Origin of the sequence: Aquimarina pacifica, from assembly GCF_000520955.1 — a bacterium.
Classification (GTDB): Bacteria; Bacteroidota; Bacteroidia; order Flavobacteriales; family Flavobacteriaceae; genus Aquimarina; species Aquimarina pacifica.
Genome location: NZ_JACC01000059.1, coordinates 1 through 22,416 on the forward strand (window position 1 = coordinate 1; position 22,416 = coordinate 22,416).

The 22,416-nt window shown below is 33.8% G+C and carries 11 protein-coding genes; 1 reads left to right on the plus strand and 10 read right to left on the minus strand.

Annotated elements, in window-relative coordinates; all coding sequences use genetic code 11:
- The 9 genes from DZ60_RS23570 to DZ60_RS0120750 form a co-directional block, all read right to left on the minus strand.
- A partial coding sequence (locus DZ60_RS23570; protein WP_034230237.1) for a tetratricopeptide repeat protein occupies positions 1-2,593 on the minus strand: 2,593 nt, incomplete at its 3' end.
- Between the two features lie 185 nt (positions 2,594-2,778).
- On the minus strand, positions 2,779-3,525 hold the full coding sequence (locus DZ60_RS0120705; RefSeq protein WP_025743933.1) for a tetratricopeptide repeat protein: 747 nt from the start codon (positions 3,523-3,525) through the stop codon (positions 2,779-2,781).
- 3 nt (positions 3,526-3,528) lie between these two features.
- Entirely contained in the window at positions 3,529-4,110 is a 582-nt protein-coding gene (locus tag DZ60_RS0120710; RefSeq protein WP_025743934.1) for an RNA polymerase sigma factor, read from the minus strand.
- Between the two features lie 497 nt (positions 4,111-4,607).
- The gene (locus DZ60_RS0120715) at positions 4,608-5,243 is read right to left on the minus strand and encodes a DUF2459 domain-containing protein (RefSeq protein WP_161634451.1); all 636 of its coding nucleotides are present in this window, start codon (positions 5,241-5,243) and stop codon (positions 4,608-4,610) included.
- A 196-nt stretch (positions 5,244-5,439) separates the two neighbouring features.
- Positions 5,440-6,612: an extracellular catalytic domain type 1 short-chain-length polyhydroxyalkanoate depolymerase gene (locus DZ60_RS23575; RefSeq protein ID WP_025743936.1), complete on the minus strand. Its 1,173-nt coding sequence runs from the start codon at positions 6,610-6,612 to the stop codon at positions 5,440-5,442.
- A 328-nt stretch (positions 6,613-6,940) separates the two neighbouring features.
- Positions 6,941-9,667 (minus strand): TonB-dependent receptor, encoded by a 2,727-nt coding sequence (locus tag DZ60_RS0120725; protein ID WP_025743937.1) that lies wholly within the window; start codon positions 9,665-9,667, stop codon positions 6,941-6,943.
- 806 nt (positions 9,668-10,473) lie between these two features.
- The gene (locus DZ60_RS0120735; RefSeq protein ID WP_025743938.1) at positions 10,474-10,920 is read right to left on the minus strand and encodes a hypothetical protein; all 447 of its coding nucleotides are present in this window, start codon (positions 10,918-10,920) and stop codon (positions 10,474-10,476) included.
- A 629-nt stretch (positions 10,921-11,549) separates the two neighbouring features.
- Positions 11,550-12,251 carry a fibronectin type III domain-containing protein gene (locus DZ60_RS0120745; RefSeq protein WP_025743939.1) on the minus strand — a complete coding sequence of 234 codons (702 nt, stop codon included), beginning with the start codon at positions 12,249-12,251 and terminating at the stop codon, positions 11,550-11,552.
- Between the two features lie 10 nt (positions 12,252-12,261).
- A complete protein-coding gene (locus DZ60_RS0120750; RefSeq protein WP_025743940.1) occupies positions 12,262-19,245 on the minus strand; it encodes a LamG-like jellyroll fold domain-containing protein in 6,984 nt (2,327 codons plus the stop codon).
- A 208-nt stretch (positions 19,246-19,453) separates the two neighbouring features.
- Between DZ60_RS0120750 and DZ60_RS0120755 the strand changes: the two genes are divergently transcribed.
- A complete protein-coding gene (locus DZ60_RS0120755; protein WP_025743941.1) occupies positions 19,454-21,115 on the plus strand; it encodes a tetratricopeptide repeat protein in 1,662 nt (553 codons plus the stop codon).
- Positions 21,116-21,126: 11 nt separating this feature from the next.
- On the opposite strand, the gene DZ60_RS0120760 is transcribed toward DZ60_RS0120755, so the two are convergent.
- Positions 21,127-22,410, minus strand: a complete 1,284-nt coding sequence (locus DZ60_RS0120760) for a KamA family radical SAM protein (RefSeq protein ID WP_025743942.1) — start codon at positions 22,408-22,410, stop codon at positions 21,127-21,129.
- Positions 22,411-22,416 lie beyond the last annotated feature (6 nt).

Genomic DNA, 22,416 nt, shown 5'->3' on the forward strand with positions numbered 1-22,416 from the left:
GAGCTGCTAAACTTATGTTGTTTGATGAGTTTGCTTGGGTATTTTCACTGAATGAAAAAGCCAGACATCCTTCCTGTTGATTTTCTTGTTTTGTTTGCTGAAAAGGATTGTATAATAAGGAAGCAGAGTTGGCATAAGAAATGGCATAATCATGCAATAAATACGAGAATTTAGCAGGATTTTCTGAACGATCTTCTTGGGTTAATAAGGTTTCAAAATTAAGATGCCATAGTGCTTCGTCAGGGATTATTATTAAAGAGTTTCCTTGCAATTGTTCATCCATCGGCGCTATTAATTGTTGATGTAATTGATAGGCTGTTTTTTTGTAATTATTGGTGTGTTTGGTTGTTATGGCTTCATTTAATTGCATAATGCTATTTGATAAGCTGGGTACTTTTAGTTCTTTTACCTCAAAAGTATTGTTTCCGATAATAAAGGCATATGTCGTGGCATTGGTAATAAAAAAGGCTACTAATTTTGTCTTTTCGGGTAGTTTTTCCTGTATTTCAGAAACGGTAGCAATCTTATTTTGGTATTTGAGTTGGTAGTATTTTGGATAGTTATTTTCTAGTATTTGATTAAGAGAGTCACGTTTTCTATTGATCTCGAATAACTTATTATCCAGTTTTTTTATTTTTGATCTATTGTTTGCCGTATCAGATTGCGCATCAATAATTCGGGATTGATAAAAGGCTTGATCTGCTTTTAGATTTTGTTCTTTCTCTAACAAGTTTTTAGGTATTGTAGAGCTGTTTTTAGCATCAGTATCTACTAAAAGTTCTTTAAGGGTATTTGCTTTACTTTTTTCGGCATAATAAAATGCTTTCTCTAGATTTTGCTGGTTTGCAGCTACATCATTCATTAGCAAGTGGGTTTCGATAGCACCACTATAAATTTCTTTTACTTTTTTAGCAAAACGTACCTTATCATTATAATTTTGATACGAATGTCTAATGTTATCTATAAGAATTTCAGTGTTTTTGTAGATTTCTATACTGCGGACCAGATCTTGTATGTTTTCGTTTTGTTGATATCGATATCTAAGTACTTTTGATTGCTCGTTTAGTATTTGCAATACAAATTTCTGACTATAAAAATGTTTAGGATTAACTGTTTTTTTACCTATTTGTCGATGTTCTTTTTTTGTACCTAGAAACAATGCTTTTTCGAAATAACTAATCGCTTTGTTGTATTGTTTTAGATTTTTATAAACTCTTCCAATTTTATAAAGAGCACTGCAGGTCCGAAAATGTTCTGCTCCATACATGTCTTGAATACTCCTTAAGTTTTTTTGATAATGCAGAATTGCTTCATCATACATTTTTTTGCCAGAATAAATATCCCCAATGCTGTTGTATAAAGAAATGCGCAAGGGGTGATCATCTCCATAAATATTTTTTCCTATAGTCAAAGATTTTTCGAATTGTGCTAGTGCTTTGTCAAACTTCTGCTGCAAAACGTATATTCTGCCTATATCATAATATATGTTCGAAATATTGGTGTTTTTATCTCCGAAGATTGAGATATACATTTGTAAAGATTTATTAAGATATTCTAGTGCTTTTGTATAATCTTCTGCGTATCGATAGCTCATGCCTAGACGATAATAAGAACCAGAAACTTCTTCTGGGTCTTCATCAAAATAGGTGAGAATAAGATCATGAGATTTTTTCATAAACTCCAGTGATTTATCGTACTCACCGGTATAACGGAGTATAAAAGCCATATCCCAATACTGGACTCTTAATACTCTAAAATCGTTATTGTTTAAAAAAATCGGTAACGATTTATTCAAGTACGATAAAGCCTTGTCATATTGTCCTAGTGCTCTATATACATTATTGATTCTTAGGTATATATATCCAGTTTTGAGATGGTACTTTCCATATGTGTTAAGGGCAATTTTGATGGCCTTTTCATAATTTTGAATGGATTTACGATATTCTTTCATTTCATAGTACCCCATCCCTAATCTCTTATAGGCATCTGATGTTTTTTGATGGTTTTTTCCGAATGTTTTTAAAGAAATATCTATGTTCTTTTTATAGCATTCTATCGCTTTATCATATTTGTTAGTTTTGTTATAAACAAGTGCCATGTAGCCATATATAATGGCCATACCATAATTATCTTCTTTAACTAATTTTTGTCGAATGCTAATGGCTTTTTTAAAATAGTGTAAGGCCGGATCAAATTGCCATTGTTTTCGGTGATAGTTGCCAATGTTAAAATATGCTGTTGCCTTTTCTACATTGTCTTTATCCAGATGTATTGCAACAAGTTGCAGCGCTTTTTCGGCACTTTTTAGGGCTTTTTCATATTTTTCATCCTTCCATTGGTTTTCAGAAATTTTATTGTAACAATTTGCAACTCTTTCCCATGCCTTACCGTTTTGATATATTTTCAAAGCTTGAGAAAAAAGTGCAATAGATGCATCATGATTATCTTCTACAAGTAATGAATCTGCTTTACGATAGTGTTGTAGGGCATTAATTGTATCATTGGTAGATTGCGCGGTACTTGTATGGCAACAGAAAATGGAAATACAACATATAAATGCTTGCACCAAAAAGATAGGTTCCTTTTTTAACATAGGGGCTTAGAAATTAATGTGCAAATAAACTAAAAACTTAATTCACAAGGTGTTGTAATATTTTAAAAATTAAGACTATAGCTTAAGTATTCTCTAATAATTACATGAAATTGATACGATATATCTAAATTAGTTCGATATAGTATGGTGTCAAAAAACACAAATAGATTTTATCATTGAAACCATTATCGAAGATCTTTTAATAGATTTTGTGCTTTGTTTTTATAAAGGCTCTCAAATGAAACTAGATTTTCTAGTATCAGAATAGCTTTGTCATTTTTTTTCTGTTTGAGGTATGATAATGCCAAAAACCATTGTGCATCTTTATAAAAAGTATTTTCTTTTGTGAATGTAGCAAATAGAACGGCTGCTTTATCTTCTTGATTCGTATTGAGATAACTATTGCCTAAGTATATTTTTAATTGATCATTCGTAGGTTGATTAGTAGTAAGACGTACAAGTGAAGGAATTACTTTTTGGTATGCGCCATTTTTATAATCCTGAGCGATTTCTTTTTGTAAATTTTCGACCGTAGATTCACCACGGGTCAATTCTGTCATGGGATAAGCAACATAATAAGCTGCAAATAAGTCTTTTTTATCTGAATTGTAGAACCAGAATATAGATGATAAACCGATTAATACAATAAAAATGGCGGCAATTTTCGATGGTGACCAAAAGCTTTTTTGTTTGTGAGTCTTTTGAACCATTTTTTCATTTTCAATTTCTTGATCTATTCTTTCAATATTTTTTCTGAAGTTAATTGTTCCTTCATTTTGTAATGCTGTTCGTATTATAGAATGCCTTTCTACTTCAATTTGAAGTGACTTGTCAGATTTTAAAGAATTTGTAAATGATTCTAAATCTTTACCTTTTAAGCTTCCACTGAGGTATTGGTCTATATGCTCAAATAAGTCTTGCGTTCTTTCCATGATTTATTTGTTAAAATAAGTTTCTTTTAATTCATTAAGAATAGGATCTTTTTCTGCCATTTCTATTAGTTTTTTTTGACAAATAAACTTTCTTTTTCGTGCATATGCTTCTGTAAAATCCTTTTGTTTGGCGATTTCTCGCATACTATGTCCTGCGTAAAAAAGCAATAATATTTCCTGACATCCTTTGCCCAATTTTATGAGACATTTTTGGATTAGGTGTATTGTTTCTTGTTGATCAATATTTTCTATATAGTATTCTTCCTGATCAGTTATTTCTAATAAAAACGACTCATTTTCTATGTTTTTTTTATTCTTTCTTAATCTTGCACGCCACAAATTTTTACAAATACCATATATGTATGTTCCCAAAGAACATTTAATATCTAGGTCATTTGATTTGATTTTTTCATATATAATAACAAAGGCATCCTGAAAAATATCTTTGGCCTCAAATTCGTCTCCAGAATTTTTTATAATATATCGTGTTACTTCGGGTAAATGCTTTTGATAAAATTCTTTGATAATTTTATCATCACCTATATCAATACCATTTATAATTCTGTGATTTTTTTCGTTTTGCATGTATAATTATAGAATAAATCAGATTTTTTCTAAGGTTACTTATTAAGAAAAAGTCAAAATTGATTTATGATTTTGAAAGCTTTAATCATTTAGCAGAACAAGATACCAAATTAATTTGGCATCTATTATTAGTGTTTAAAACAACTGAATTGTCCCCCTAAAAACATTAAATTAACATTTTTTTAACTTAAGTAAACGTATTGAGGCTTGTATTTTTTTTGATAAGATGGATGGTAGCTTATGAAATAAATTAGCTATTCTAGGTTTGTAGTGATTGTTTCGTATTTCTTGTATGGTTCAATAAATAAGGAAGGGTTCGTAGCATTGTTAAAATAAATATGGGGTGTTTGATAGATACATTTGGAGAGGTAATCTATCATAACCGATATTGGGAGTTGTATCACGGATGCAGTACTAAGCGACGCTTAAAAATAGGTTTTACGCGTCTTAATGTTTTATGAGTTAATTACAGGATAGGGCTTTCTGATTTGTTAGCGTTATTTTTTGTGTAAGTATAGTAATCCAAAATCAAAAGGGGTCCATAAGGATGCTTTTATATTGCTTTGTTTTAAACCTGTATTTACCCAACTATTGCAGGTTTTGAAACATGTGTAGGTTCCGATTGCTTCATAAAAAACATCATTTTTTGTGTACCCGGCACCGTATAAAATAATTTTTTGATTTTTATCATCTAATCTGAATGAGTCATTAATATATTGGTTGATTTTTTTTAATTGATCATTGCCAACTTTAATTTCTACCCAATTTTTTTTTGTTGTAAGATGTTTTGTAACATGTATTAGCGTTGGGCTGGGGACAAACAATGCTTTGCACCCATTTAAAAGAGAAACTTTTTCTCCTACAGGAGTTTCAGTATAATATGTGCGATCTCCCCAACCGAACGCATAATATCTTGTTGGGGTTGTAAGAGTATGTTCATCAGGTAATACAAAGGTGACTTTGTTTTTTGGAATAATAATATCTAGATGTACTCCATTTGTACTTAAGTAGATTATATGCTTGGCATCTTCTGTTTTGCCATTTATGGGAATGTAACTAAGTGATAAAGATACCACAAGATATAGCAAAGGAATAAGTAAGAACAAACTTATATATTTAAGTGCTTTTTTCAATAGTTTCATTTTTACTACCCATAGAATTTTTGAAGCTTTATCGATTTCAAACCTAAAGTATTTATAGATTTCACATTTTTGTTGTGATGAAATTAATGATTTTTTTCTTTAGACAGTATTGGTGATAAATTTACTTAAAAAAGGGTTGTAGCAAATTCATGTTACAACCCTTTTTTCGATTCATTTTTTTTAATGTTTATTTCGTTTTTAATACTTTATAAACATTGTTTTTAATTTTTAGGAAATACATTTTAGACGATAGATTAGAGATATCAATAGTAGCACTCTCTTTAGAAATTTCTCCTGTTGATACAACTTTTCCTTTTGCTGAAATGATTTTGTAAGGAGTATTTTCAGAAAAATCATTATCCACTGTTATATATGCATTTGTAGCATTGTGAAAAACATTGACTTTACAACCGTTTTGTCTTGGTCTGTAATGATTACGAATTCTTCCGTTAATATCATATCTAGAGAAGAATTTCCAGACTTCTTCAGAGGCATTAATGTCATAATTAGTCCCAATGCCTAAATCGAAAGCACTACCTGGCCATGTGTGCCCACCGCCTATTATTTTGAATAATTCTACTTGCACACCACGATCTCCACGTTTATAAATAAAATGCTCTACAGTAGATCCATCGGTCGTATTGGTATCAGGGATATTAATGATTTTGGGGGTACTTTTAGTATTATTTACGGCTACCCAATAATCAATAACAGATTCGGTGTCCTGAAAAAAGTCGGTTCCCTCATAAGGTACAGTAAGGTCGTTTGTACCATGAATTTCCATAACAGGTACCGGGCGATCAGGAGAACAAAGAGCGTCCTGACCAACATTCATGGTCCCAGTAACCGAAGCGATTGCGGCAATGCGATTACTTAATGTACAAGCTAATGTATAGCTCATAAACCCGCCGTTAGACATTCCTGTACTGTATACACGTTTGTGATTTACTTTGTATTGAGATGAGATCGTATCTAGAAGAGCAGCAGTAAAACCTATATCATCAACAGTACTTCCTCCCCATCCGACATTAAAATGTGTATTTCCTGCATAATCCAAAGTTCCCTCAGGGTGAACAATAATGAAGCCCTCTCTATCTGCTATGGGTCTGAAATCACCATAAAACATTTGCTCTGTGGCATTAGAGGTATACCCATGAAAATTAAAAACCAAGGGGACTGGTTTTTTTCCAGTATAGTTAGCAGGGACATACAAAATATAGTCACGTTCCAGACCATCATGCGTTATTGAAGCATTAATTGTTTCTTGTGCGCTGACAAAGGTTGTCGCAAATAAAAATAAAAGAAAGATACTTTTTGATATACAAGTACCTGCTGATTTACATAATTTAAAATTGATCATTGAGTTTGTTGTTTTAAGTTAATTTTTGTTTTGGGTTATTTAATATCCTTACTCTTAGGATATCTTTTAGTTCAATCTTTACCTGCCAGAATAAAGATTTTTTTTACCATATTATCAGTAAATGTGCTTTAAGATACTATCATTTATTGATTTGACCCGTTTAATACGTTTGAAAACTATGACGGCTCAAAACTACTGCAAACAGTATCACTTCCCTTTTCTTTTTAAATTTAGCCAATATATCTAAAAATTAAGAAAACCTGTCTAAAAAGCTTTTTAAACAGGTTTCGTAATTGGTTATCATTGGTAGTACAATAGATATATTGTTTTATAGGTTGTTTATCGTTAAGCCGATGTAGTACTGAGATCCGATACCTCCGGTACCTAATGCACCAAAGTATTCTTCTCCACCGATGTTGGTAGCACCTATTTTTAGAAGAGATTTTAGAGAGGAGATCCTATAATTGATCTGCGCATCAAAAACTGTATATGCAGAAATTTGAGAAGTTCCAAACGCATCATTCCAAACAAAGGTATCACTCCATTTTAGACTTGTATTAAATCCAAAATTATCAAATAGATTTTTATTTCCGAAAGTAGCTTTAACCTTATGTTCTGGGGTATTAAATTCTGAAATAAAATCACTTCCTTCTACAACATCTACATCTTCTTTAGCAAATGTATAATTTACTCCAAAATCGTAGTTACCAAAAACTTTACTTGATAACCCTAGAATCAATCCATAAGAATTAACATCTTCATTAGAATTTGTCGCAATATTATAGATTTCAAAATCACCAGTCAAAAAAGTTGGGACAGCGCTTAAATCACTTACTTGACCAAATAGTGGTACAACCACATTTCGAGAAGTAATAAAGTCTTGATATTGGTTGTAATATCCACTTAGATCGACAGTTAAGTCGCCTAATTGACCTCTATATCCAACCTCAAAAGCTGTAACTTTCTCGGGTTTTACAAGGGCGATATCTGATTGTTCTAAAAGGCTAACATCTCCCTGAAATGTCGTAAAATCGATACTTCCGAAGTATTCAAAAGCAGAATCCAAAGTATATGAATTTGCTATCGCCTCTCTAGGAGTAATAGTTTTTGTAGATTCAGCGCCAAATGTACCTTGTGCGAAATCACTGATCGCATATTCTCTGCCCCCTCTATCAAGGTTGTCTTCTGCTGTACCTACTGTAGTAGCAACCTGAACATCAAGGTTCATATATACATTCTGAGTTGTTGGATTTCTAAAACCAGACTGAACTGAGGCTCTAATGTTATGATTTCTGTCCTCACCCATAGAATATCCTACAGAAAAACGAGGAGATATATTGCCATCAAACAATTCTGATTTGTCATATCTAAAAGACGCGGTTATTTTTAATCGATCTTCCAGCATTCTTTTTTGTAGTTGGGCATATGCACCCATTTCTCCATAATTGATAGATTCATCGGTATCAGAATATAGTGTTCCGAAAGAGCGTAAACGATATTGTCTGTAAGAACCTCCTATTTGTAATTCTCCCAAAGCACCAGTTAATTCTCTAAAATTATAGTTAGCATCAACATGTCTAAGTTGTGTCTCATTCTTAAATGTAGCATCTGCGGTAGTAGGGTCATCATCTCCTTGAATTACTTCATTAAAGGTAGCTCTAAATTCTGGTGTGTCAGGAAGAAATCGTCCGCTATCTGCGGCAGCTCTGGCAAGATCGTGGTCACCAGTTAAAAGGAATTGGTTGGCGTAATCACTAATCCAGTCTTCATCACTTTTCCAAGCTTGATTAATTTTTACAGCTGTAATTCGAGTATCATAGCTATCATTCGAATTTTCTGCAGTAACATAACCGCGAACGAAGAAACGATTATTTCTAACCTCTAGTTTGTGCTGTTGTGCAAAAAAGTTAGGAGCATAGAATCTATTGGCATTTTGTAATAAGGTAGTTCCTTGTCCCATTTTACCATTATAAATGATTTCTAGATCATCGGCCATAGGACGATAATGAAGAGAAACGTCTAGTTTTAGGTTTTCGGCATTGTATTCTACAAGATCTTCTTCTTTATAACCTGTTCTTGTGGCACTTATACCAGTAGCAGGATCTTGTTGTAGGTTTTCGTCTCCATATATATTGATACCATTATACGTAGGGCTGGATCTTGTCAAAGAGGGATCATCCCCATTATTTGCATAATTAGTAGCATGCCAATCTGTTCCTTTTAGATATGAGATATTTGCTTTTACGGCAAACTTATCAGAAAAGGCATGAGCTAGTCTAACACCTAAGTCATAATATGCGTTCTCACCAGCAGCTTCTTGCGAGGTAATTCCTGTTTTTCCGTATCCGCTGATTCCTTGATAATCAAAAGGGTTCTTGCTGGTCATGAATAAAATACCATTAAACGCATTTGCTCCATAAAGGGCAGAAGATGCTCCAGGTAATAATTCTATATTATTAACATCTAATTCACTAAGTCCGATTAGGTTTCCGATCGAAAAGTTAGACGAAGGTGTCGCTTGATCCATACCATCTACCATTTGTACAAAACGTGCATTAGAGAAAGATCCATACCCACGAGTGTTCACGGACTTATATGTTAAACTATTCGTATTAACATCAACACCTTTTATATTTTCTAATCCACTAAAAAAGTCAGGAGCTGTCGTATTTTTTATATCACTGGCACTGTAGTATTCTATACTTACAGGTGATTCGAATACTCGTTCTGGTGTTCGAGAAGCCGAAATTACTAATTCAGCTAAAAATGTAATCTCAGACATTGTTACGGTAATGTCTTCTGTCTCCGAAGAAAAAAGAACTTCGGTAGCATCATATCCGATGCTTTTTGCGGTCAGAGTAAAAGGGTATCCAGGTACATTTATAGTAAATTGACCATCAAAATTTGATATAGTACTTACCGAAGTACCTTTTAATGTAATATTTACGCCTGGTATCGGTTCGTCGTAATCGTCTAATACTTTACCGTTTATGACGACCTGAGCACTAGCTATTGCACTAGCAAATAGTAAGAATAATAATATACTTTTTTTCATAAGTAGTTTTTTAATAAGATTTGGTGAAACGAATATATACTTTTTTTAACAAACAATTAAGTTTTTTATCGATGAATTGGGGTAAAAACGAGATTAAGTGCCGTTTGTTGTGTGAAAAATGCTTTTTAAAATAAAAAAGTCTTGACTAATCTAATAGTCAAGACTTTATGTCGATACAAATTATTTTGTATTTTTTAAATACAGTTTTCCCCCCAGAAAAATAATAATTTCATCGACTTTTTCTTTGATGATGTAAAGATATGTAGCAAATAGGGTATGATATATTTCATACTATTTCATTTGCTATTATCGAGTACTTTTTAATTGATTATGATATCATTCATAATTTTTTGAATGATTAATTTTCTTTTCAGGAAAGAACAGCTAAATAGAGTAATTAATCTATTTAGATCACTACGTATAAAACGATGTTGCAAAAAAAAAGGTTTGGCTAACTAATTAGCCAAACCATATAGGTAGGAATAACTTTATTTTAAAATACACCCCTATATTAATAAATTAAATAACCTACCATTTTTTTATATTTTCAGTCTTTCGGAGTGCTAGGATACTGAACCGTTTTTTTAATTATAATTTCTTGTTTAGATCAAATCAAATGTACATTGATAAGATTTAAAATAATATTTCATCATATTTCATCACTCTGAATATCTGTTGTTGTTAAGTGGTTAGAGTTTGATAGGTAGTTTTACATCGTCTATAATTGCATCTGCAATCAGGGTATAGATCCATTTTGCATTTTTTAAATATTTTAGTAGAAATAACATACAATATGATTTTAGTAATTATACAATGGTCACTTTTGAAAAATTGGTTTGTGATTTTGCTTTTTGAAAGTATTCAGTAATACTTTTTAGGAATTTGTTGTTTTTTATTGATATATCGTTTGTGCCTAAAGTTTGATCATAAATAGTTTGCGTTCCTAAAACTCTAATTTCAGCATCAATTCTGATATGAATCGCCATAAGATTGTCTGAAGAAGGACTTAGGTTAGAGATATGCATTTCTATTTCAGGATTTCCGTTGATTCGAGTTTTAATTGATCTGCACGCAGGGACCGTTATGTTTTCGATTACTCCCGTCCCAATTCCTTTACATTCACTAGAATAATAAATACTATAAAAGTTATCTCCGTTGCTTACTAATTGAATAGTTGTCTTTATAGATTCTTGTAGTGGCCAATAGCCAAATTTGACTTTTTGTGTTTTCGTATTAGAGATGGGGTGTTGCATGACTTTTTAATTTTAAAGAAAAAGAACTCAATCAATTTATTTATGAGGTAAAACTAGCATGTTATCAACTAAAATAATATTTCATCATATTTCATGTAATCCAAAAAATGATATTTATAGGCTATGCTTTTTTTGGTTGAGGTATAAATATTTTACTTTTGGGACGGTACATATCATCTAAATCTATTTCAATTATTTTGTAGTTATGAATTGAAACATATCATATTCATTCAGAGAGTTTTTATAAATTGATAAAGCTTTATCCCGAATATCACTGAGCTTTTTCAAGAATATTAAGAATGACTATGATCTAAAGGTTCGTAATTGGTAATTTACCTTTTGCTAAGCGTATCCTTTCATGAAAAGAAATACATTGCTTAAACTTATATTTTTCCTATGATTAATTAACTTAGGAGGAACAAGTGCCATTTGAAGACAAGCGCCTGAAAATAGAAGTGTCTCTATTTCACAGGCGCTTGTCTTTTGCATTTAAAAGATATCGCGTGTACGCGTTTTTACTTGAAAGATAAAACATATTAGTGTATAGATGTTGGCGTAATAATGCCAAAAAAGTATATTACGACCCCTTACCTTCATAATAACTAATGTATAAGGTATGCACTCCTTATTTATTCGGTTCTAAAGTTCCAGACCTGACCAATAGATGCATTTTGATTGTTGTCCTTGATAACTACTTGCCAATAGTATACTGTATTTGGAGATATGGCGACATCTAATATCGATATCTCCTTGCCTTCAGAAAATAAAGTTGGCGGGTTTGTATCTCCAAAATATATGTCATATAGTATTGTATCTCTATCAACATCTGTAGTCTCCCAATCTAAGGAAATTGTACTTCCTGATACACGGGCTCCAATAGTTGGACCGATCAATTGAGGTGTCGATGGGAGTATGTCTATACTGGCATCTGGTTCCGTAAAGAACGATTGAGTTTCAGAATATTCACTTTCATTATCATTAGTATCCCTTGCTTTAACTCTCCAGAAATAGGTGATGCCTTTTTCCAGATTAAATGTTCTGATAGTCTCAGAGGTAACTGCGGTAAATAAGACAGTAGTAAAATTATTGTCGGTTGCTATTTCAATTATATAATTTACTTCATCGCCATCGGGATCAGTAACTGTATTCCAATCAAACTCCAAATTGAAGTTTGTACAGGTTAAATTATTTGCTGGAAATACCAAATCTGGTATTGCTGGTGCTCCATTTTGAGAGGTTATGGGTATTGTTCCTCCTCCATTGTCATCATTACTACAAGAGAACAACAAAGCTATACTCACAAGGGTTATATATATTCTTATATTTTTCATCTGTTTATGTTTATTGTTTTACAATTCTAAAAGTGGTTCCTTCATCAATGCTAACAAAATAAACTCCTGAAGGTAAATGTTCCATAGGTATCATTACATTACTATCGGTTATGGTATATGTTGTAAAGAACACCTGGATACCCAAGGTATTGTAAATGGCTACATTTAAGGTTTGTAATGAAGTATCTGGAAGACTAAGGGTTACATTGTTTCGGGTAGGATTAGGAGCTATCATGATCTGATCAAATAAACTCACTTTAGTTACCAGTTTTCCTTCGCAATCAAGACTTGAAAATACTTCAACCTGATCTCCATGCTCAACATCAACAGAAAAGCTATAAGTTGTATACTCTTGTATCACTTCATTATTGATGGTAACGATATACGGTGCAGTTCCTGAGTTGATTTCTACAGATACCTTTGCACTCTCTTCTTCGGTAACCAAACTGGTTTTTCCATTTAGGCTTTCTGCTTCATCAATCACTACTTCAAAACATTGCTCGCAATTAGAGAATCCGTCTACAGTAATACAAACCGGATAGATTCCCGGAGCTAAATCTGTTACCAAGAGATTGGAAGTGAAATCATATGTTTCATTATTAATAGTAGTCCTATAATTTAATTCTTCTGCAGTACTGATAAGGATATTTCCATTCTCTTTATCAACACAAGTTTCACTATAGGTTTGTATCTGGAAGTTATCAGCAGGTACATCAAAAATCGGACATACAGAAATTACATCTACGGTACGCGTAATCTCCGAAGCTATATTGCCTGAAGCATCGGTAGCATTATAGGTGATTACATAACTTCCTAACGCATCTACAAAATCTGAAGAATCAATTATTACCTCAGAACCATCGTCGGTAGTAGCACCTAATTCAGTATATCCTTCTCCTTGAATAATAGTTTGAGGATTATCACCTAATAATGTAATTACTGGGGCAGTAGTATCTGGTAACGTAACATTTACGGTTCTGGTCACTTCAACGGCATTGTTTCCTGCAGCGTCGGTTGCATTATAGGTAATGGTATAGCTTCCAACAGCATCTACAAAATCAGAAGTATCTATTACAATACTACTTCTGTCATCTGTAGTAGCACCAAGTTCGGTATATCCACTTCCTACTACTATATGCTGCGGGTTGTCTCCTGTTAAGGTAATAACTGGAGCTGTAGTATCTACTACATGTACCGTTCTGGTCACTTCTATAGCGTTATTTCCTGAAGCATCTGTTGCATTGTATGTAATGGCATAGCTTCCAATAGCATCCACAAAATCAGAAGTATCTATTACAATACTGGTTCCGTCATCTGTAGAAGCTCCTAGTTCGGTATATCCATCACCTAATTCAATGGTTTGTGGGTTATCTCCAGTTAAAGTAATAACCGGAGCTGTAGTATCAACCACATTTACGGTTCTGGTCAATTCAATAGCAATATTTCCTGCAGCATCTGTTGCATTGTATGTAATGGTATAGCTTCCTACAGCATCAACAAAATCAGAATCATCGATTACTATACTGCTTCCGTCGTCTATGGTCGCTCCCAATTCGGTATATCCATTACCTAATTCAATAGTTTGTGGGTTATCACCGATTAATGTAATAACGGGTACAGTGGTATCTACGACATTTACCGTTCTGGTCACCTCGACAGCAGTATTCCCTGAAGCATCGGTAGCATTATATGTAATGGTATAGCTTCCAACAGCATCCACAAAATCAGAATCATCAATAGCAAGGCTACTTCCATCATCTGTGTTGGCACCAAGCTCGGTATAACCATCCCCTAATTCAATAGTTTGTGGATTATCACCTATCAAAGTAATTATGGGAGCCATGGTGTCCACTACATCCACCGTTCTTGTAACCTCGACAGCGGTATTTCCTGAAGCATCCGTGGCATTGTATGTAATAGTATAACTTCCTACGGCGTCTGTAAAATCAGAATCATCAATAACGAGGCTACTTCCATCATCTGTAGAAGCACCAAGTTCTGTATAACCATTACCTAATTCAATGGTTTGTGGATTATTACCAGTTAGTGTTATGATAGGAGCTGTAGTGTCGACTACATTTACGGTTCTGGTTACTTCAATAGCATTATTTCCTAAAAGGCCTACCGCATTATAGGTAATCGTGTAACTGCCTACGGCATCTGTAAAATCTGAAGCATCAATAATTACAGTTGAGCTATCACTGGTATTTGCTCCCAATTCGGTATATCCATCACCTAATTCGATGGTTTGTGGATTATCGCCTATCAATGTGATAATAGGTGTTTCACAATTATCGGTGATATCTTGTGCACTATCCCAAGCTGTTTGATGAGTTCCTTGGAAAGACAAGGTCGTCGCACCATCGCCTACGGTTACATAATCATACAAACCACATAGATTCGTAATACCTAGTTCCTGATTCTGGATAATCAAATTAGAGCTTACATTTCTCAGTGCATAGAGATTTATACTTTGCAAACTATTATTATCTCTAATGGTTGAGTCACTTCCCGTAAGGGAAACTACATTATGCAAGGCATCAATTTCTACAAGATTTCCATTAAAACTAATCCCTAAAGTATTGATAGAAGTTAATGATTCTAAGAAAGAATTATCGAATGTTGTGATTAATTCATTTTCGGCAATATTCAATGAATTTATAGAAGTAATTGCTAGCTTAGGGAATCCTTCTAGGTTAGTAACTAAATCACAATCTGATATATTGAAACCACCTAAAGTTGTTAAATTATCCATTCCTTGAACGTTATTAAGAACGGTCATATCAGTTAAGGAAAGGTTTCCTGAAATACTTGTAACACTCGATAAAAATGATAAATCAGTCACAGCCATATCATGAAATTGTGCGGCACCACTTATGGTACTTAATACTGTTGATGTGATGGAGTTCAGTATTGGAGAATTATCAATAGAGAAATCATTTCCAATACTTGTTAGTTTTGGAAGCGTAAGAGTGGTTAAAGCAAAACAACTACCAACAACAAACCCATTATTAACCGTTACTAACTCTGGGGCATTTATAGATTCCAAACCATACATATCCGCAATTCGAAAAGCTCCTGTACTTTCCAGAAGTGGAAAAGTGAGACTCGTCATTGCAGAACCATTATTATTCATTCTAAACTCACCATTTACCCCGGTTAATTTTGGAATTGAGATAGTGCTTAGCGACCCATTAAATGTTATAGTAAAACTTGAGCTCATAGTTTGCAATTCATCAAAAGTAATCGTTGATAACATTGCATTACCAGTAATCGTTATACTTGAAATATCAACTATTTGATTCAGAATTGATATGTCTGTTAATTGATCCAGATTGTCAACTTCAAAATCACCTCCAAGACTTGTAATATTAGAAAAAGCATTTACAGAAGTCGTATTGGTCATGTTTTTTAATGTAAAATTTCCTCCAATGGTGGTTAGTGAAGCAAACCCAGAAAGATCATCTACAATATTTCCTTCCAAATGCAAATTCCCAGAAATAATATGCACATTAGAAAAACCTGATACATCTGTAATAGTTCCGTTAATTGTTACATCTCCTTCGATAATTCCACAAGATCCAAGAGTCGTCGTTACAAAATTGTCTACTTCGGCTTGCGTAGTCAACGTAACGTCACCCGCACCAACGCAATCACAACTACTTGAAACATTGTTTGCAGAAGCATCAATCCAGTTACTGGTAGCTCCTGTTAAAGCAAAGTTAGTCAGTGTTCCGTTGTAGTTATTTGCAGAACCATCTGCTAATGTTGTTAGCCCGCTATTATCAGCTGCTGCAATACCTTCGTTAAAATTATAACTGGCCACCAAACTGGTTTGTGACATGTCTGTCGCACATCCATTTAATTGACCAACTTCAAATTCACTCAACGTTTTAGTCCAAATACGTAGCTCGTCTAACTGTCCATTAAAATAACCTCCTGTATCACCACTAGGAGCATCTGCTGCTGCATATCCTAGTTGTATATCTGCTGTAGTCGTGGTAGCTGTAGCGGTTCCATTCCATCCGGTTGATCTTGCTAATACTCCATCGATATAACATCTGGCATTTCCAGAGTTGAGCGTAACCGCTACGTGATGCCAGTTACCATCATTGACCGAAGTTGCAGGACTTAACAATCTTGTTACATAATTGGAAGCACTGGCATAATAATAGAACTCAATTCTTCCTCCATCCAGGTTAATACGCCATCCACTGTTTCCATCTGGGGTAAACTTATTGATGACTCCTCCTAATCCATCAGTAGTTTTGATCCAAAAATCTACGGAGAAATTCAAATTATTTTGCCCATTGTCATGAGAAATTGTCACCAAATCATTAGCACCATCAAAATCTAAACCAGTACCAGCAGGAATCCCTGTTCCTTGTATGGTAAAAGTATAATCCGGTTCATCACAATCATCACTACTAATAATTACAGTAGCAGTTTTTGTACCGCCAGATGTTGGTGTAAATTCTATTTTTAATGAAGCAGATTCAGTTGCTGGTATTCCGTTATTACTAGGATTTTGCGCAATGGTAAAATCCCCAGTATCACCCGTAAGTATCACCCCATCTATATGTAAAGCACCAGAACCATCAGTGTTACGCACAAAGAAACTCATTTCAGCAGAATTGCCAACATTGACACTTCCTGCATCTGTATTATCACTGGCATCAGGAGTAGTATCCCCATTAAGGATATCATTACCGTTTCCTTGTACGTTAATTTCCGGTATAGCAATTGAACAATTTCCGGAGATACCATTAGTAGTATCTATCCAGTTAGAAGCGCTACCTGTTAGCGCAAAATTCATTAGAGTACCATCTAAATTGTTTGAAGTAGTATCATCTGCAGTTGTTTCACTAGTATTGTCTGCAGCAACATTTCCTTGATTTAATTTGTAGTAAGCAACTAATCCTGATTCATTTCCTGTTAGTTCACAACCTTGTTGTGCTAAAATCTCATCTGAGCACAGTGCTCTAGACCAATAACGCACTTCGTCTATATCTCCATTAAAATAAACGTTATTAAACGCAGAATACCCTATGTAAAGTGATTCTGTATTTGTTGGGGTTTCTGGAATATTACTAAAAGTAATTTCATTGTCTAATACACCATCTATATAATATATGGCCTTTCCGTCTCCAAATGCTAAAGCAATATGGTGCCAGTTCCCATCATTTAATCCAGAAGCATTAGATAAACTAGTTGATTCATTGTTTGGTACTGCATACTCAAATCGTAACACTCCAGAACTACTTAAATACATAGAGAATCCATTAATTCCTGTAGCATCATACTTAGCAATAATTGACTGCCCAGCTGCAGTAGATGTTGTTTTAAAGTACGCTTCTATTGTAAATGTATTTGTATTGAATGCGCTATTATGATTAATACTGATATGATCATCAGTTCCGTCTAAACTAATTCCTGTAGCAGGTATAAAACCGGTTCCTTCTATAGCAAAAGTAAACGTAGCATCGTCGCAATCATCATTTAGAATTCTCACGGTAGCATTTTTAGTTCCAATAGAAGCAGGAGTAAAAAGGATACGCAAATTTTCTGAGGCACCAGCAGCAATTGTAGTAGGCGATTCTATAATGGTAAAATCAGATGCTCCATCAATGGTAATACTAGAAATGTTTAATGTAGCGTTCCCCGTATTGCTAATCGTATAGTCGGCAGGTTCTGCCTGACCAAATTCTACATTCCCAAAAGAGGTATTATTACTAGAACTTACCGTAGTGTCCTCATTATTGATGGCATTGCTGTTTGAAGTAATCTCAATTATAGACTCTGTATACGTGCTACAATTTCCTGAAACACCATTATCGGTAGCATTTATCCAATTGGATGTGGTACCTGATAAGCCGAAATTATTTAACATTCCCTGTGGAGGAATTCCAGATGTAATCGTATGATTGGGGTCTAGTATACTGTACTCAGGAAAGTTATTTCCGTTTACTTCTCCACTATTAAAATTATAATAAGCAATCAAATTATCTTCACTTCCAGTTAATTGACAACTAGATTGATCCGAAATTCTACACGTTGATAATGCTACATCCCACACTCGGAATTCATCAATTGCTCCTTGATAGTATTGTCCCCCAGTACCATTAATGGTTCCTAAAGTTAAGTTGTTGCTGCTATCATCTATAATAGCTTCAGAAAGGGTTAATGAATTATCTAGTATACCGTTAATAAAAATTGCATATCGTGAACCGTTATACACAATCGCAACATGTTGCCACTGATCATTTGATATAGATGGGGTGTCTAAATTTTTAATTCCACTTGAAGTGAAAAAGGTAAAGCTTAATTCTGACGTTGAGCTTATTCTCAAACTATACCCTGAGTTACTACTCATATTATCCAGTATGAAATGTTCGTCTGTACCTAAAATTTCAGGTTTCATCCAAAATTCAATGGTAAAATCATTGTCTAAACTATAATTTCCGTTATTGAAAGTGATATTATCATCGACCCCATCAAAATGAAGTCCCGTAGCTCCTTCAAAAGCGGTTCCTTGTATAGCAAAGGTATAGGTTCCATTGGTTGGATCGTCACTGCTAATGGTTACTAGCGCATTTTTTACTCCTGCAGATTGTGGCGCAAAACTTATTTCAATAAATTCTGAAGTTCCACTTAATACACTGACTGGCCACATGTCATTGAGCATAAAATCTGAAGCATCGGTTCCGGTAATCGTAATATTCGAAATATTTAAATCACTGGTACCATTGTTTTGGATGGTAAAGGGCGTCATTAGAGAGTTGCCTGTTCCTGTTTCAAGATACATCGTCCCATCAAACATATCAGGAGTCATATCACCATTGGCAATCACGGTCATCATATCGGGACCAATGACACTAATTTGCGGTGTAAATAATTCTGTAGTGGATGTAAGAAGTGCTTTGGCTGATAACTCATAAGAGGTAAGTCCTATAGCACAAAACACCACGAAAAATAGTAGTAGTAGTTTTTTCATAAGGGGCGTATTTAGGTTAAGGTTTTGTTAACGGTTTAAAGTGCAATTGTACAAATATGTGGCCGTATTTATGTTGTTTTTATGGTTACAAAAAGTTTCACTCCTTTATTTACAAGGGTTTTCATAGAAAATGTAATAAGGGTGCGCAACATAGTTCTTTGACAATATTCTTATATTTGTAGTACACTTCTTAATCCCCTTATACCTCATGAGAACCTTGTTCTTTATCGTTTCATTATTGTACTTACTTCCTGTATTTGGCCAGATGCAACAAGACAGTTTAGAAATTGAATTAAGACAAAAAGTAAATGAGGCTACAAACGATTCTTTAAAAGTGCATTACTTCTTCGAACTTACTAAGGTGGTAGAGAAATACAGCATAGATCAAGGAAGGGATTTGATGAAACAAACCCTGCAGTTTATTGACAATATTCCTTCTCCTTCTGATCACTTTTTAAAACGAAAAGCACGTATTTTGGATGTATTGGGAAAATATGAATCCAGACAAACTAATTATAAAAAATCTTTAAACCTTAGATTACAGGCGCTAAAAATCAGAGAAAAATTACAAGATTCTTTTGAAATTGCCCGTAGTTACCATAGTATCGCCATGATCTTTAGATATCAAAAAGAATATGATAAGTCGAAGTCCTATTTTTTAAGATCTATAGCTATACAGAAAAAGCATTTAGATAGTGCGCAATTTGCTCGCACCTATAATATGCTGGGAGTCATACATTATTATGCCAAACAGAATGATTCTGCTATGTATTGTTATCAACTTTCAAAGAATTATGCTCTTACGCTCGAGGATAAAGCAAAACCCAATGATAATATTGCTGCGATCTATTATACTTCTGGTAATTACAAGGAGGCTATTGAAATCTATAAAGAAAATTTAGCCATTTTTAAATCCTCAAAAAATTATAATTTCGTTACTAATAACTTAATGCATTTAGCCAAAATACATTCTGATTTAGGAAAACATCAAGAGGCGATTGTCTATGTCGATGAAGCTCTTGAATGCGCTAAAAAGTATGGCAGTACTTCTAAACTTCCTCTTATATTTCAGCTAAGAAGTCATATCTACGAAAAGATGGGCAACTATAAAAATGCGCTGAAGCATTTTAGAACTCACAAATATTATTATGATTCGATTTTCAATGTTAACAATGCAAAAAAGATCACGGCTCTCGAATTGAATTATCAATTCGAGAAGGAAAAACTAGCAGATAGCCTTCAATTTGCAAACGAAAAAAGCGAGCTCAAGTTAAAAAATGAAGCACAACAAGCTAGAAATCGACTTTATATTACTTTGTTACTTTTGGTTTCTGGAGGAATTATAACATTATTGATCATCGTAAACAACCGAAGAAAATTAAACAGAGAACGTTTTAAAAAGGAACAACTCGAAAAAGAATTGCTAGACGAAAAGTTAAAACACACTACTTATCAAGCAAAACAGCTGGTGGCTGATAATAAAATGCGATTACAGTTTAAGCAAGAATTTCTTTCAAAACTTAAAAAAGTAAAACAATATGCAGATGCAGTTGATGCTTCAGATTTTCAATCTCTGATTAGTGACCTGAATGCACAAATTACTACAGAAAGTAAATTTGATTTTATTGGAGATAATATAGAACAGATAGATAAAGAGTTTAATGAGAAACTCAGAAGTTTGTATCCCGATCTTACCAAATCCGAACGAGAAATTTGTGCTTTGATGCGCATGAATTTAAGCCTTAAAGAAATTATGGTAATCAGAAATGTGTCCATGGGTTCTGTAAAAGCTTCCAGGCACCGTATTCGAAAAAAATTAAATTTAAGTCGAGAACAGGAGTTAGAACAGTTTATTAGTAAACTGGTTTAAGGATACTTCTATTAGTTAATTTGTGTGACCTGAGACTGGTCGCTAAACAAGGCGACTAGATCTCCAACATCCTTTATAGTCTCACTATAGGGGATAAGTTTAATATTACCCTCTCCTATGGTATTTGGTGGGGCTTGTAATGATTTTAGCGCAAAATATTTTTTATTTTCTATGGTTACAACTCCGTCTAGCAATGTTCTATGAAGTTCATTCATAAAAACAGGACCTCTTACTGTTCTAGCTAGCCCTGTAGTCTGTTTTTGTGCGGTCTGAAAAATATATAATGCTTTTGCTAGGGGTATTCTAAAACAGGATTCTGAGTTATGATCTGCTTCAATAAACATATAGTAAGGAATCATTCCGTGTGCAATTTGGGCATTCCAAAGGTTACTCCAATCTTCTGGAGTATCATTAATACCTTCTACCAAGGGACCCTGACAACGAATCACAACTCCCGTTTGTCTTATACGATCAATCGCTTCTTTAACAACCGGATTTTCTAGTTCGCGAACATGAGTAAAGTGCGCACAAAAATTAAGGTGTTTTCCGCGAGATTGAATATATCTAAATAATTCTAATAACTCCTCAGCATCTTTATCGGTAGTAAATCGATATGGCCACCATGCCAGTGATTTTGAGCTAATACGAATAACTTTTACGGATTCTATATCCAAAATAGGATTGATATATTCTTTAATTGTTTGTGCTTTGAGGACCAAAGGGTCTGCACCTGTAAAAAGTACATCTGTTATTTCGGGATGCTCTTTTAGAAAGGGTACAGGTTCATTAGGATCTGTATATGAAGAATTTTTTTGAGCTTCTCTGTTGTCAAACATAATCCACCTAAAGCAATATGAACAATAAGAATGACACGTTTTTGCCATAGGGTCAGGAAAAAGACTTACAATGGTCCCAAAATTACTGTACATCCCTTTTACCCGTTTACCATTTACTTTTGGAAGACTTGGATCTACAAATTTTACATCTGGATACATTTTTTGTTTCACTTTTTCCATAAAAGGTGCTAATGTCTTTTGATCCAAACCACTTTGATACAATAAAGAAAGGTATTTGAAATCATCTGCTGGGAGCATTTCTTTTCTGGGAAAAATCAATTTATATATAGGGTCGTTGGGCACCGAACTCCAATCAATAAGATGTTCTGCTACGTAGTTATTTATTTTAAAATGAAAAACGCTTGACAAAATATCAAAAACTTCTCTTTCTTTATTGGGCAATTCTTGATAGTAACTTGTCTTTTTGAATGAGATATTATTATATGATTTAAATTGCATGGCGAT

Coding starts and splice junctions, on each gene's coding strand:
- DZ60_RS0120755 (WP_025743941.1), top strand. CDS start 19,454: ATGAGAACCTTGTTCTTTATCGTTTCATTATTGTACTTACTTCCTGTA.
- DZ60_RS0120710 (WP_025743934.1), bottom strand. CDS start 4,110: ATGCAAAACGAAAAAAATCACAGAATTATAAATGGTATTGATATAGGT.
- DZ60_RS0120705 (WP_025743933.1), bottom strand. CDS start 3,525: ATGGAAAGAACGCAAGACTTATTTGAGCATATAGACCAATACCTCAGT.
- DZ60_RS0120725 (WP_025743937.1), bottom strand. CDS start 9,667: ATGAAAAAAAGTATATTATTATTCTTACTATTTGCTAGTGCAATAGCT.
- DZ60_RS0120745 (WP_025743939.1), bottom strand. CDS start 12,251: ATGAAAAATATAAGAATATATATAACCCTTGTGAGTATAGCTTTGTTG.
- DZ60_RS23575 (WP_025743936.1), bottom strand. CDS start 6,612: ATGATCAATTTTAAATTATGTAAATCAGCAGGTACTTGTATATCAAAA.
- DZ60_RS0120760 (WP_025743942.1), bottom strand. CDS start 22,410: ATGCAATTTAAATCATATAATAATATCTCATTCAAAAAGACAAGTTAC.
- DZ60_RS0120735 (WP_025743938.1), bottom strand. CDS start 10,920: ATGCAACACCCCATCTCTAATACGAAAACACAAAAAGTCAAATTTGGC.
- DZ60_RS0120750 (WP_025743940.1), bottom strand. CDS start 19,245: ATGAAAAAACTACTACTACTATTTTTCGTGGTGTTTTGTGCTATAGGA.